Source organism: Roseovarius sp. TE539 (genome assembly GCF_003298505.1).
Lineage (GTDB): Bacteria > Pseudomonadota > Alphaproteobacteria > Rhodobacterales > Rhodobacteraceae > Roseovarius.
On sequence record NZ_QNGB01000008.1, the window covers coordinates 62,862 to 74,947 of the forward strand.

Annotated in this window: 15 protein-coding genes; 5 read left to right on the forward strand and 10 right to left on the reverse strand. The window is 63.5% G+C overall.

What is annotated here, in order from left to right:
- Positions 1 to 83: 83 nt before the first annotated feature.
- The 6 genes from soxA to DQW77_RS07660 all read right to left on the reverse strand — a co-directional run bounded on the left by soxA (position 84) and on the right by DQW77_RS07660 (position 3,749).
- On the reverse strand, positions 84 to 938 hold the full coding sequence (gene soxA / locus DQW77_RS07635; protein ID WP_113257616.1) for a sulfur oxidation c-type cytochrome SoxA: 855 nt from the start codon (positions 936 to 938) through the stop codon (positions 84 to 86).
- Between the two features lie 68 nt (positions 939 to 1,006).
- Complete coding sequence (gene soxZ, locus DQW77_RS07640) at positions 1,007 to 1,336, reverse strand: thiosulfate oxidation carrier complex protein SoxZ (protein WP_113257617.1); 330 nt, start codon at positions 1,334 to 1,336, stop codon at positions 1,007 to 1,009.
- Between the two features lie 18 nt (positions 1,337 to 1,354).
- Positions 1,355 to 1,774 carry a thiosulfate oxidation carrier protein SoxY gene (gene soxY / locus DQW77_RS07645; protein ID WP_113257618.1) on the reverse strand — a complete coding sequence of 140 codons (420 nt, stop codon included), beginning with the start codon at positions 1,772 to 1,774 and terminating at the stop codon, positions 1,355 to 1,357.
- A gap of 36 nt (positions 1,775 to 1,810) precedes the next feature.
- Positions 1,811 to 2,290: a sulfur oxidation c-type cytochrome SoxX gene (gene soxX, locus DQW77_RS07650; RefSeq protein ID WP_113257619.1), complete on the reverse strand. Its 480-nt coding sequence runs from the start codon at positions 2,288 to 2,290 to the stop codon at positions 1,811 to 1,813.
- A 114-nt stretch (positions 2,291 to 2,404) separates the two neighbouring features.
- Positions 2,405 to 2,986, reverse strand: coding sequence for a thioredoxin family protein (locus DQW77_RS07655; protein WP_181711214.1), 582 nt, complete (start codon positions 2,984 to 2,986; stop codon positions 2,405 to 2,407).
- A gap of 25 nt (positions 2,987 to 3,011) precedes the next feature.
- Entirely contained in the window at positions 3,012 to 3,749 is a 738-nt protein-coding gene (locus tag DQW77_RS07660; protein WP_113257621.1) for a cytochrome c biogenesis CcdA family protein, read from the reverse strand.
- Between the two features lie 71 nt (positions 3,750 to 3,820).
- Here DQW77_RS07660 and DQW77_RS07665 point away from each other — a divergent pair, with 71 nt between their 5' ends.
- The 3 genes from DQW77_RS07665 to DQW77_RS07675 all read left to right on the forward strand — a co-directional run bounded on the left by DQW77_RS07665 (position 3,821) and on the right by DQW77_RS07675 (position 5,723).
- Positions 3,821 to 4,210, forward strand: a complete 390-nt coding sequence (locus DQW77_RS07665) for a thioredoxin family protein (protein ID WP_113257622.1) — start codon at positions 3,821 to 3,823, stop codon at positions 4,208 to 4,210.
- A 73-nt stretch (positions 4,211 to 4,283) separates the two neighbouring features.
- Positions 4,284 to 4,634, forward strand: a complete 351-nt coding sequence (locus DQW77_RS07670; protein WP_113257623.1) for a helix-turn-helix transcriptional regulator — start codon at positions 4,284 to 4,286, stop codon at positions 4,632 to 4,634.
- A gap of 30 nt (positions 4,635 to 4,664) precedes the next feature.
- Positions 4,665 to 5,723: a YeeE/YedE family protein gene (locus tag DQW77_RS07675; protein WP_113257624.1), complete on the forward strand. Its 1,059-nt coding sequence runs from the start codon at positions 4,665 to 4,667 to the stop codon at positions 5,721 to 5,723.
- A gap of 23 nt (positions 5,724 to 5,746) precedes the next feature.
- Here the strand turns inward: DQW77_RS07675 and DQW77_RS07680 are convergent, their stop codons facing one another.
- Entirely contained in the window at positions 5,747 to 6,322 is a 576-nt protein-coding gene (locus tag DQW77_RS07680) for a carboxymuconolactone decarboxylase family protein (RefSeq protein WP_113257625.1), read from the reverse strand.
- A 224-nt stretch (positions 6,323 to 6,546) separates the two neighbouring features.
- Between DQW77_RS07680 and DQW77_RS07685 the strand changes: the two genes are divergently transcribed.
- A complete protein-coding gene (locus tag DQW77_RS07685; RefSeq protein ID WP_113257626.1) occupies positions 6,547 to 8,211 on the forward strand; it encodes an iron ABC transporter permease in 1,665 nt (554 codons plus the stop codon).
- 30 nt (positions 8,212 to 8,241) lie between these two features.
- On the opposite strand, the gene DQW77_RS07690 is transcribed toward DQW77_RS07685, so the two are convergent.
- From DQW77_RS07690 to DQW77_RS07700, 3 genes are read right to left on the reverse strand one after another with little or no spacing between them, the layout of a single operon-like run.
- The gene (locus DQW77_RS07690; RefSeq protein WP_113257627.1) at positions 8,242 to 8,622 is read right to left on the reverse strand and encodes a DUF6746 family protein; all 381 of its coding nucleotides are present in this window, start codon (positions 8,620 to 8,622) and stop codon (positions 8,242 to 8,244) included.
- Positions 8,623 to 8,680: 58 nt separating this feature from the next.
- Complete coding sequence (locus tag DQW77_RS07695; protein WP_113257628.1) at positions 8,681 to 9,340, reverse strand: Fe2+-dependent dioxygenase; 660 nt, start codon at positions 9,338 to 9,340, stop codon at positions 8,681 to 8,683.
- Positions 9,341 to 9,346: 6 nt separating this feature from the next.
- Complete coding sequence (locus DQW77_RS07700) at positions 9,347 to 10,207, reverse strand: hypothetical protein (protein WP_113257629.1); 861 nt, start codon at positions 10,205 to 10,207, stop codon at positions 9,347 to 9,349.
- Positions 10,208 to 10,459: 252 nt separating this feature from the next.
- Between DQW77_RS07700 and DQW77_RS07705 the strand changes: the two genes are divergently transcribed.
- On the forward strand, positions 10,460 to 11,998 hold the full coding sequence (locus DQW77_RS07705) for an ABC transporter substrate-binding protein (RefSeq protein ID WP_113257630.1): 1,539 nt from the start codon (positions 10,460 to 10,462) through the stop codon (positions 11,996 to 11,998).
- Positions 11,999 to 12,086 lie beyond the last annotated feature (88 nt).

Consider the following 12,086-nt stretch of genomic DNA (forward strand, 5'->3'; position numbering starts at 1 on the left):
TCTTCGCCCGCTTAACATGCGGAACTTTGAATGTTTCCAGGTGGACAAAACCCCGCATCGCGCCGGCGATGCGGGGTTTCAACTCAGTTGCGGACCGACGGCCCCTCGACCGAGAGGCCATTGCCGCGGCTGGCCACGTAGAGCTCCAGCGCCACGAACTCGGGGCTGCCTGGCTTGTAGGTCTCGGCGCGGGTGTCACGCACGCAGCCCTTGAAGCGCGCATGCACGGTGTTGAGCTTCGCGTTCTTCAGGCGATAGACGGGAAATCCGTTGATCTGCCCCTGGCTGAGGTGATCGGCGCGGATCATGTTGCCGTAATTGTCCTCGTGGCAGTTCGCGCAGCTCAGTTCAAGCTGGCCGGTGCGGGTGTAGTAGAGTTCCTTGCCGCGCTCCCACGTCTCGCTGACCGGGCCGTCGATGGCCACGTTGACGGGCATGCCGCGCGACTGGACTGCGATCAGCGCCTCGATGTTGGCCATCTCGCCGCTGGTGTAGCCATAAGGCTCGGCGTCCATTCGGCTCTTGCGGCAATCGTTCACCTGCATCGCGAGCGTCTGGACCTCATCGGCCTCCGCGTCCCATTTCGGATACGTGGCGCGCACGCCCTCCATGCTTTCCTCCGGCGTCCCGTGACAACTGGCGCAGGATTTTCCTTCGCCGCCCTCTGCCGTGTTCCACTGGTCGCGGCCGATATCGACGAACACCATGCCGGAGTTATCGAAATCGTCCATCTGGAGCGATTGCGTCTCGTCCGAGCGGAAATGCCATCCCGACATGATCGTGTCGACATAGGTGTCGGACATGTGGTCGGGCGCTTCGGTCTTGGTCACCATCTCGATCTCGCCATTGACGACCAGCGTGTCATCATCGGGATCGGCCATGGCGAACCCCGGCGCGAGAAGCATCGCGGCCACGGCTGTGAGTGTTCTGGTTTTCATGCAGTTTTTCCTCCCTGGCGTAACCCCGCGCCCGCTTGACACGGACGCGGAGGCTGGCTGACCTGCGTTCAGGCGACCTCGATCTTCTTGGCGGTCTCGTAGACGGACCCGTCATCATCATGCCAGGTGAACTTGAATTCACCGGATTCGGGAACCGTGGCCTCGAACTCGAAATACGGATTGGTCGAGATTGCCGGCTCCATCTTGAAATCGACAACGTTCTGGCCGTTGAAATCGCATGTGAAGCGATGGATGATCGAGCGCGGGATCACATTCCCGTCGCTATCCTTGCGCTGACCCGATTCCATCTTGTGGCTGATCAGGGTCTTGATCGTGATGATCTCGCCGGCCTCGGCCTTGCGGGGAACCTTCACGCGGGGACGTACACCTTGTGCCATCTGTTCAACTCCTCTCGTTTAGCCGCCGCAGCCGCCGATTGTGACCTTCACGGTCTTCGCCGCCTTGGCGTAGCTGCCATCGGCCATCTTCGCCACGGCGATCACGTCCTGCGTGCCGGCAAGGCGGATACGTGTCTTGGCCCTGTGCGCGCCGGCCAACGGGCCGAACCGAAAGGTTGCGACCGGAGGTTCGGGGTTGCCGGCGGCAAGGACCATGATCGCCTCTGCCCCTTCGGCCCCCACCTCGATCGGAACGGTATTGCCGTTTTCCGCGATCTCGGGGGCGTCCAGATCGACACCGCCGTCCGCCACATCGGCACCGCCGGTGAACTCCTCGATCAGGGCATCGGCCTTGGAGGCCATCGCCGGCATCGGAATGGTCACCACCATGGCGGCAGCGGCCCCGACGGCCAGTGTTTCTCTTCTCGTGAATTCCATGATGTCAGTCTCCTTGTTCGTTTGGTTCCAGCCCGGTCACTGTTCCTTCTGGGTGGACAGGAAAGCGACGACATCCTCGACCTGCTGCGCGGTCAGCAATGGCGGCAACGGCTCTTCGGCCGCTTTTCCCGTAAAGGCGTCGCCGGGGCGCACGTATCCGTCGACCTTGTAATAGGCCGGCATCATCGTGCCCGGGAAAGTCTTCTTCGCGTTCACCAGAAGCCCGCGCAGCTGCGCCTCGCTCCAGCGATCACCGGCACCGTCGAGAATCGGGCCGATCTCTCCGTGGAACGGTGCGTCCTTCAGCGCGGAAACCTCGTGACAGGAAATGCAGTTGCCGACGGATTTTGTCTTCATGACAAGGGCGCCATTTTCAGGATCGCCCGGCTTGCCGGTCAGGGACTGTTCGACAGCCCCGTATTCCCCGAACGTGACGTCCTTGGGCGCGACCTCTCCGGCGGTAGCCGCCGCGCTTGTCGCCAGCACGGCCAGTGCTGTGGTGATCAGTGGTTTCATGTGTCCTCCCGTGGCTACCCGTCACTCTCCACCGTGACAGCTTGACGTATACCGTAGTTCACAGCGGCGTGACGACGCAACAACAAATTCACAGACTTGAATTCTTAGGACGCTTCAGTCGAAGCTTCCGTTATCGCGCTCCTGGATGCGACGGGCATGGTAGCGCTGAAAATCTTCTCCATTATCAAGAAGGTATCGCTTTTCCGCCACCCAGGTGAACATGTCGATCGACGTGCCCTTGCCGAAGGCACCCGGCATTGTCGCAACCGCCACCTCCGAGGCCGTCGCGCCCTCGGGCACCTCCTCGGGCAGGAACAGGATCGTCGGCGTGAAGAGAATCCCCCATTTGCGCGCCATCGCCTTTTCGGCCAGCATGTCGCCATCGAAATCCGTCACCTCGATATCACCGTGCAGATTCAACTGCACCACGAAGTAGTTTTCGGCGATGTAATCCGAAATCGCGGGGTCCGAGAAAACCTCCTCGTGCATCTTGCGGCAGTAGATGCAGCCGCGCTGCTCGAAAAAAAGCACCAGGCGCTTGTCCTCGGCATTGGCCTCGGCCAGATCCTCACGCAGATCTCGGAACGTGTCGCGCATCCAGGGCTGCTTGTGCAACCCGTCATCGCCCAGTTCGGCTGCGGCGACCGGCATCGCGAGCCCCAGCATGAGCCCCAGCACCATCAGTAAACGTGTCATGTCGTCCTCCCCATTCGTGGTTGGTTCATCCAAGCGACCGGAAGCCGGGCATCCAGCGCAGCATCGCATCGGCAATCAGGTTCACAGCATCGGTGGCGATCAGCACGGCAAATACCACAAGCATCCCGCCCATCACCTTCTCCACATGGGTCAGGTACTTCCGATTGCGCTGCATCCAGCCCATGAACGGCCGCGCGAACAACGCCGCCACGACAAAGGGCGCAGTCATCGCCAAACCGTAGACCAGCAGCAACGCGGCACCGCGCCATATGTCGCCCATGCCGCTTGCCACCATGAGGATCGCCGCCAGCGCCGGGCCCACGCAGGGCGTCCAGCCGAATCCGAAGGCCAGTCCCATCAGGTAGGCACCGATCATGGTCGTTGGCTCTGCACCGCTTTCCACCCGCGCTTCGCGGTACAGCAACGGGATGCGCACGATTCCGAGGAAATGAAGCCCGAAGAGCAGCAGTATCGCGGCGGCAACATAGCTGAGCGGTTGACGGTATTCCGCAAATGCCTGCCCCAGGGCGGTGGCCCCCATGCCCAGAAGCACAAAGATCGTGGTGACACCCAGTGCGAACATCACCGCCGAGGTGATCAGCCGCGCCTGCGCCCCCGGCGCGATCGCACCGTCGCCGCGCATCTCGGTCATCGAAATCCCCGCCATGTAACACAGGTAAAAGGGCACCATCGGCAGAATACAGGGGGTGAAGAACGACAATGCCCCGGCAAGCGCCGCCCCCGCATAGGAAATGTCCAGCATCGGCGATGTCCTTGATCAATTCAAATATTCATATTACGTTGAGTGATCTGAATTCGTCAATCGGGTGCCCCATGCGTCTTTCGCGCCTTGCCCCGGCGGCCGCTTGTGCGTGGCTGTCTCTTTGGTCCGTCACCGGCAGCGCCGAGGCGGCCGAGTTGATCATGGTGGAGGAGGACGGGTGCCACTACTGCATCGAGTGGAAGCAGACACTCGGCCCAATTTATCCCAAGACCGCAGAAGGCCGGTTCGCGCCACTGCGCATGGTGGATGTGGATGATGGTGCGCCCGAGGGAGTGACGTTTGCACGCAGTATCAACTTCACGCCCACTTTCGTTCTCGTCGAGCAGGGGCAGGAACTGGCCCGGATCGAGGGGCACCCGGGCGAGGATTTCTTCTGGGGGTTGCTGAACATGATCCTGAAGGAAAAAACCGATTTTGCACAAGCCGCTGAAACCGACTAAAGAAGAGTTCGATGAAGCGCACAGCGCCCCGGCTCGGGCGGGAGAGGCGCAGGAAACCAGACGGGCTTGCAGCATGGGACTACCGGTTTTCGACGGCTCTTTGGACGAAGAAGAGATGGACCGCATGGTCGAGAATGCGACGCGCGCATCGAACTTCCTCAAGGCGATCAGCCACGAGGGACGCCTGATGATTCTGTGTCACCTCGTTTCGGGCGAAAAATCCGTGACCGAACTGGAAAGTCTGCTTTCCGCAAGGCAGGCGGCGGTGTCGCAGCAGCTTTCACGGTTGCGTCTCGAAGGGCTGGTGGTTCCGCGGCGCGAGGGAAAGGTCATTTATTACCGCTTGGCGGATGAACGCCCGCGCCGTATCCTGGAACTGGTCTATGAACTCTTTTGCGCCGAAGACGTCGAGGAGGGACACTGACACATCGAGCGATCGGGGGAGGAGAGCACGATGTATGACTGGATCACGGACGGAACGTTGGTGGCCCTTCTGGGAGCGCTCACCGGTGTGGCCCTCGGCCTTGCCGCGAGGCTGGGGCGCTTTTGCACCATGGGCGCGATAGAAGACATGCTCTATGGCGGATCCGATGTGCGCATGCGCATGTGGATCCTCGCCATCGGCGTCGCGGTAACCGGCACCTTCGCCTTGTCGGGCCTTGGCTTGATGGAAACCGAACGGTCCTTCTACCTGTCGATCCGGTGGATGCCGCTGGCCTCGGTGCTGGGCGGGCTGATGTTCGGCTACGGCATGGCGCTCGCGGGGAATTGCGGGTACGGCGCCATCGCGCGTCTGGGTGGCGGCGACATGCGCTCCTTCGTGATTGTTCTCGTGATGGGGGTGTCGGCCTATGCGGTGTTGTCGGGTCCGCTGGCGTATCTGCGAACCCGGGCGTTTCCGCAGGCCGACGTCACCGCAGGGACGCATCCCGGAATCGCCCATCTGCTGTCTGACATCGCGGGCCTGCCGCTTGTGGGCACGGGGCTTGCGATCGGACTGTTCATCATGCTGATGGCCCTCGCCTCGCGACGCTTCCTTTCGGATCCGCGCAGTATATTCTGGGCTGTGGTCGTCGGGTTGGCGATCACCGGTGGATGGGCCGGGTCCTACTGGGTTGCCACGCACGGATTTTCCGCCATGCCGGTGGTCTCGCACAGTTTTTCGGCACCCCTTGGCGAAACTCTTCTCTACACGATGACAGGATCGGCACGGCCGCTTTCCTTCGCGGTCGGATCGGTCGCCGGTGTGGTCCTCGGCGCGTTCATCGGTTCGCTCTTCAAGGGCCATTTCCGCTGGGAAGCCTGCGAGGACCCGCGCGAATTGCGGCGGCAGATCGCAGGTGCAGCTCTCATGGGGGCCGGCGCGGTGATCGCCCTCGGGTGCACCGTGGGACAGGGCCTGTCGGCCTTTTCGGTGCTCAGTTTCTCGGCGCCGGTCACCTTCCTGTCCATCTTCGCGGGCGCCGCTTTCGGCTTGCGTCAATTGATCGAGGGGTTCCAGCCGGCCGAGTGACCCCCGGCCGGCGAAAAACTGCTCTACGCGGCCGCCGGAACCTTGTGTTCTGCAAAGGCGTCATCGACTTCGGGCTGAACAACATGGTTGCTGTAGTTTGAAATCGTCTTGACGGCCATAGCGAGTATGATTTCGAGCACATGAATGTCTTCATACCCGGCCGCCTTGAAGGCCGCGGCCGCGTTTTGAGTCGGCAATCCGCGTGTCTCCCACATGTGATGAGTGAACTCCGACAGCGCCTGCAACTTTTCATCTTCCAGCCGCTTGCCCTCGCGCAGTGCCGCCGTTTCCTCGGCGCTCAGGCCCGAAGCATTGACAGCCAGCATGGAATGCGCCGCTGTGCAGTAGTCACAGCCATTGGCGCGTGACACGGTCAGGAACACGGTTTCCTGCTCGCGCGGGGTGAAATTGCCCTGCTCGCGGAAGTGCTGGTAGCCATGGAGATAGGTGGACAGAAGCCCCGGATTGTTGGCCATGCCCCGATACATGTTGGGCACGAATCCCAGTTTGGCGCGCGCGCCATCCATCATCTCCTTGGCTTGGCCTTGTGCCTCATCATCGCTCAGCGGGCGAGTTTCGGTTCTGAATTCCGCGGTCATTTGAGTGACTCCTCTGGTCCGGTTGCGTTCCACCGCCAATTATGATGACGCGCCGCCGCGCACCACCGCCTCGTCGGTCACCATCGCGTGAGAGTGGCGAGAGAACCGCGACGGGCGCGCGCCCTTGCCGCACGGTTTTTCTCGGGATTGGCTGGCGCCCGGCGCCGCTTTGTGGCACCCCTTCCGGCCAGACACCGGGCTATTCGGAAGGGGCGCGCCGCGCCATGGGCGAGAAACTGCTGCACAGGCTTGCATGGGTGGTTGCCGCGCTTTGCGTGGCCCCGATCGCCGCCGCCGGGCTTGCGGCCTTCACCGGCGACCTGTCCACCTGGAGCGACGTGCTGGCGCCGGTATTGCCGCGCTACGTTCGTACCACCCTTGCACTCGTGATGATCGTCGGCGTCTCGACCGCTGCGATTGGCACCGTCACGGCCTGGCTGGTCACCGTCTATCGCTTTCCCGGGTCGCGGTGGCTGGAGATCGCGCTGGCACTGCCGCTGGCCTTCCCGGCCTATGTTCTGGCCTATGCCTATACCACGCTGCTGGACCATCCCGGCGCCGTGCAGACCCTTCTGCGCGATCTTACCGGGTGGGGCCCGCGCGATTACTGGTTCCCGGAAATCCGGTCGCTCGGCGGGGCGGCGGCGATGCTGACCATCGTGCTCTACCCCTATGTTTACCTGCTGGCGCGGGCCTCCTTCCGGCAGCAGAGCAGCAACGCCTTCCTCGTGGCGCGTACCCTCGGACGATCGCCGGTCCGGGCGTTCCTTCGGGTGGCCCTTCCGATGGCACGCCCGGCGATCATGGGTGGCGCCCTCCTGGCCATCATGGAGACGATAGCCGATTACGGCACCGTCGCCTTCTTCAATGTGCAGACATTCGCCACCGGCATCTATCAGGCGTGGTTCAGCCTCGGAGACCGGGCGGCGGCGGCACAGCTTTCGCTGTGCCTGCTCAGCTTCGCGCTGCTGCTGGCGGGTCTGGAACGGGCGCAGCGTGGCCGGGCGCGCACCGCCGGGCGTGGCGCGCGGTTCGAAACGATGGAACGGCCACGCCTGCCGGGCTTGGCCGGCTGGGGCGCCACCGCGATATGTGCCGCCCCGGTCCTGGTGGGGTTCATCATCCCGGTGATAATGCTCGGCGTCATGGCCCGCGGATCGGGGCAGAGCCTGCTTTCGGAGCGTTACATGGGACTGATGGGCAACTCCGTGACACTGGGTAGCGTCGCCGCGGTCCTGACCGTGGCCGGCGCGATCGTGATCGGGTTCCGGGCCCGGACACGCCCCGGACCCGGCTCAAAGGGGTTGGTGATCGGCGCGGGGCTTGGTTACGCAGTGCCGGGCGGGGTCATCGCGGTGGGGCTCATGGTGCCCATGGCAGCGTTCGACAATTTTCTCGACAGGGTCATGGAGGCACGTTTCGGCATCGACACCGGCCTGCTGATCACCGGATCGATCTGGTTGATGGTGCTGGCCTACATGGCGCGGTTCATGGCGGCGGCCCTCAACGCCTATGACAGCGGTATGGCCACTGTGCCCGGCCATTACGATGCCATCGGGCGCTCCCTGGGCCAGCCGGGGCCACGCCTTCTATGGCGCATCCATCTGCCGGTCGCTCGGACCTCGGTTCTGACCGCACTGCTGATCGTTTTCGTGGACGTGATGAAGGAGTTGCCAGCCACCCTGATCCTGCACCCGTTCAATTTCCAGACACTCGCGGTGCAGGCGCACAGGCTGGCCTCGGACGAGCGCCTGTCAGAGGCCGCCGTGCCGTCCCTGGCACTGGTGGGGTTCGGCCTCATTCCCGTGCTGATCCTGTGCCGGTCCCTTGGCAACCGTGGTGGCGACCGACGTGCAGCACGTCTCGGAGCCGCGATGAACGCGGGGTGAGCGCGGGCGGCGAGGCGCCCGCGCCGGGACTCAACGGTCGAGAACCCGGGCTTTCTCCAGATAGACCTCGGCCACACCGCTCAGGCGCGCCGGGTTGTCACCTTCCGAGGCCAGGTGCACCTCTTCCAGAACCGGGGCCAGTGCGCCCAGTTCCTCGTTGATCTTCGCGAGGGCCACCTCGACGGTGTAGGTCAGGCGATGGACCTCCTCCATGTCGCTCACTGTCAGCGGATCGCGGGCCAGGACTTCCGCCATCCTGTTGTTGTAGGTGATGAAGTTCTCAACCGCCTCGGCCAGTGTCTTGGAGGGTTCCGGCGCGTAATGGTCCACTGCCTCGTCGGCCGCTGCGGTGGTGAGTCCGCCAAGTGTCACGGCCATCGTCGTCGCCAGGATGTGAAATCCTTGTCTCATCGGGTCTTTCTCCTTCAATCGGTTTGACTCGGTTTGCTGCCATCCGCGCGCTGTCCCGTCATCCGTCGGCCCACATGCGGTAAAGGTTGCTCTTTGCCTTGAACAGGCGGTCGAAGGCCGGCGTCTTGCCGTGCTCGTCGAAGATCGCGCGGGTCGCCACATCCAGATCGTGCAGCACCTCCCGCCTTGCCGGATCGCGCACCCAGCTGGTGACCCAGCCGACGATCGCCATGCGCTCGCCATCCGCCACCGGCTCCACCCTGTGCAGGGCCGACGTGGGGTACAGCACCATGTCACCCGCCTCGACGCGGATCACCCGCTCCTCGATGCCGTCATCGAGGATCAGCCCGCCACCCGCATAGTCGCGGAGCGGGGCCAGCGGCAGGGTGAACGAGAGATCGGTGCGCGCGTCCTTCATGATCGGATCGTCCACGTGCAGGCCGTATTCCATCCCGGTGCGGTAACGCGACAGCAACATCCGGGCGACCTTCCGCGGCCGCGCCGCCGACTTGAAGACCTCACTGGCCCAAAGCTTCCCGCGCACCGTTGCGAAGATCGCCTCCAGCTCGTCCGAGGGCCGGGCCTGCAGGTTCTCTTTCACATCGCGCGCATAGCGGCCCGCGGTGGACTTGCCGTCGGTATATTCGAGCTCGGCGGCGGCCTCCCGGATCGCCGCCAGATCATGCTGGTCCAGAACGTTGCCGATGACGAGGAACATGCGCGGTCAGAGTCCCGAAGCCGCCAGTTGCATCCGCGCCGCGGCGCCGTAGATCACACTGGCATCCATCTCGAAATCGCCCCCGCCCTGCAATTCGCCGAAGACGGCGTCGGTGGCCCCGAGCGCTTCCAGCATCCTTTCGCCCGCGCGGGCCGCCGCCGGATCGCCGCTGCCGGCCAGGTCCGACGCCTCGTCCGCAACCACCTGGAGGAAGCCCCAGCTGTCCTGGTATTCATGCAGGTTCGATACCTGGCCGCCCTCGGTCGCGACGGTGTATTCATCCGCCGCCACCCGGGTCAGCGCAACAAGCCCGGCGGCATTGCGGGCCGCGGAAATGCCATTGCGGCCCTCGTCGATGGTGGCCAGTACGGTATCGTAATGCGCGGCGACTTCATCCGCCGGCGCACCGGCCTCGGCCGCGGCCACGAGCGCCCCGAGCTCCTGCTCCAGCCGCCCCAGGCCGCGCGCGGCGAGGGGCTCTGCCACGGCGCCGTATTTCTCCTCGATCGGATGGCCCATATGGGTTTTGGCGGCGGCAAGGTCGCCGGCGCGGTAAAGCGCCATCCCGGCCCGCAGGTGCCCTTCCATGAAGCCGAGATCGCGGATCAGGGCGGCTTCGGCGTCGAGCATGGCCCCGCCGCCCTCACCCTCTCCTTCGCCTTCTCCTTCTCCCTCACCGTGGGATGCGGCTTCGCCTTCTCCCTCTGCGGAGGCCACCTGAATCCAGTCCGGTACCTCGGACAATTCCTGCGTCACCTTCCCGGCGGCTTCGGCCGCTCCGCCCAGCGTGGTCGCCGCGATTGTGCCCATTGCAAGGGTCCGCCGCACCGTGACAGTCCGGCGCTTTTTCGGGGTTTCATGTGTCATCCTGACCTCCCAGCCACTGGTGAATCCTAAATCCGACTGTTTTAGTGGGTAAACTTGGCCGCGATACCTGTCAATATTTCTTATAAAAATAGTCAATTATATGGACCGCTGCGATCACTGCCTTACGTAGCGACATCCCGACAACGACAGGCAATCGCCTTTACACTGCTCGGGAATTGAGCAAAATTGTCGCAGTTCGGGTGTCTGCCCCCACGGGGCGGGAAAGGAACCCGTCAAGACAGGGAGAAAAACATGAAATCGCTACGACAACTTGTAACCGCAACGGCAATGGTGCTGGGCGCGGCGGGCATCGGCTCCGCGCAGACGCTCAACTTCGCCTACGACGCAGACCCGGTATCGCTCGACCCGCATGAACAGCTTTCGGGCGGCACATTGCAGCTTTCGCACATGGTCTTCGATCCTCTGGTGCGCTGGAACAAGGATCTGGGCTTCGATCCGCGCCTCGCAACCGGCTGGGAACGCATCGACGATACCACCATGCTTTTCGACATCCGCGAGGGCGTGACGTTCCATTCCGGCAACGAGATGACCGCCGAAGACGTGGTCTGGACCATCGACCGGCTGAAATCCTCGCCGGATTTCAAGGGCATCTTCAACGGCTGGACTTCGGCGCGCGCGGTTGATGACTACACGGTCGAGATCAAGACCGAAGGGCCAAGCCCGCTGATGCTGCACACCGCCACCTATGTCTTCCCGATGGACAAGGACTTCTACGAGGAAGGCGGCGCCGAGATCGCCAAGCACGGCGACAGCTTCGCCAGCCAGAACCTTTCGGGCACCGGCCCATTCACCATCGCGGAGCGCGAACAGGGTGTGCGCGTGGTGTTCGAGCGCAACCCCGACTACTGGGATGAAAACAGCCCCGGCAACGTTCAGACCGCGGTCCTGACACCGATCAAGGAGGCCCCGACACGCGTCGCGGCCCTTCTGTCGGGCGACGTCGACTTCATCGCGCCGGTTCCGCCGACCGATCTGGATCGCATCCGCGAAAATCCCGAAACCAAGTTGGTGACGATGACCGGCACGCGGATCATCACGCTCCAGATGAACCAGAACCGGCATGAGGCCCTGGCCAATCCCAAGGTTCGCCAGGCAATCGCCTACGCGATCAACAACGAGGGCATAGTCGAGAAGATCATGAAGGGCTTCGGCACCGTGGCCGCACAGCAGTCCCCGGAAGGATACATCGGCCACAACCCGAACCTGACGCCGCGCTTCGACGTCCAGAAGGCCAAGGCCCTCATGGAGGAAGCGGGGTACGCGGACGGTTTCTCGGCCACGATGATGTGCCCCAACAATCGCTACGTGAACGATTTCAAGATCTGCGAAGCGTCCGCCGCGATGCTGGCCAAGATCGGGATCGACATCGACCTGACGACCATGCCCAAGGCGCAGTACTGGCCCAAGTTCGACGAGCGCGCGGCCGACATCATGATGATCGGCTGGCATTCGGACACCGAGGACAGCGCCAACTTCAACGAGTTCCTGACCATGACGCCCAATCCCGACACGGGCCGCGGCCAGTACAACTCGGGCGCCTATTCCAACGAGGAGGTCGACAGCCTGACCATCGCGTCGCTGACCGAAACCGACCCCCAGAAGCGTGCCGACATGCTGCAGCGGGTCGAGGCGATCCTATACGAGGAAGCCGCTTTCATCCCGTTCCACTGGCAGGATCTCGCCTGGGGGGCCCGCAACGGGGTGATGATCGAAGACGTGGTGAACGTGATGAACTTCCCCTACCTGGGTGATCTCGTCATCGAGGAGTGAACCCTGGCGGCGGGGGGGGCCCCCCGGGCGGCCCCCCCCCCCCCCACCGCGGCGCCGACGCCGGGGGGCACACGCGGGGACCCGCCGA

Bases quoted from the DNA above. Each gene is read 5' to 3' on its own strand.
- soxA (WP_113257616.1), bottom strand. From the start codon at position 938: ATGAAAACCAGAACACTCACAGCCGTGGCCGCGATGCTTCTCGCGCCG.
- soxZ (WP_113257617.1), bottom strand. From the start codon at position 1,336: ATGGCACAAGGTGTACGTCCCCGCGTGAAGGTTCCCCGCAAGGCCGAG.
- soxY (WP_113257618.1), bottom strand. From the start codon at position 1,774: ATGGAATTCACGAGAAGAGAAACACTGGCCGTCGGGGCCGCTGCCGCC.
- soxX (WP_113257619.1), bottom strand. From the start codon at position 2,290: ATGAAACCACTGATCACCACAGCACTGGCCGTGCTGGCGACAAGCGCG.
- DQW77_RS07655 (WP_181711214.1), bottom strand. From the start codon at position 2,986: ATGACACGTTTACTGATGGTGCTGGGGCTCATGCTGGGGCTCGCGATG.
- DQW77_RS07660 (WP_113257621.1), bottom strand. From the start codon at position 3,749: ATGCTGGACATTTCCTATGCGGGGGCGGCGCTTGCCGGGGCATTGTCG.
- DQW77_RS07665 (WP_113257622.1), top strand. From the start codon at position 3,821: ATGCGTCTTTCGCGCCTTGCCCCGGCGGCCGCTTGTGCGTGGCTGTCT.
- DQW77_RS07670 (WP_113257623.1), top strand. From the start codon at position 4,284: ATGGGACTACCGGTTTTCGACGGCTCTTTGGACGAAGAAGAGATGGAC.
- DQW77_RS07675 (WP_113257624.1), top strand. From the start codon at position 4,665: ATGTATGACTGGATCACGGACGGAACGTTGGTGGCCCTTCTGGGAGCG.
- DQW77_RS07680 (WP_113257625.1), bottom strand. From the start codon at position 6,322: ATGACCGCGGAATTCAGAACCGAAACTCGCCCGCTGAGCGATGATGAG.
- DQW77_RS07685 (WP_113257626.1), top strand. From the start codon at position 6,547: ATGGGCGAGAAACTGCTGCACAGGCTTGCATGGGTGGTTGCCGCGCTT.
- DQW77_RS07690 (WP_113257627.1), bottom strand. From the start codon at position 8,622: ATGAGACAAGGATTTCACATCCTGGCGACGACGATGGCCGTGACACTT.
- DQW77_RS07695 (WP_113257628.1), bottom strand. From the start codon at position 9,340: ATGTTCCTCGTCATCGGCAACGTTCTGGACCAGCATGATCTGGCGGCG.
- DQW77_RS07700 (WP_113257629.1), bottom strand. From the start codon at position 10,207: ATGACACATGAAACCCCGAAAAAGCGCCGGACTGTCACGGTGCGGCGG.
- DQW77_RS07705 (WP_113257630.1), top strand. From the start codon at position 10,460: ATGAAATCGCTACGACAACTTGTAACCGCAACGGCAATGGTGCTGGGC.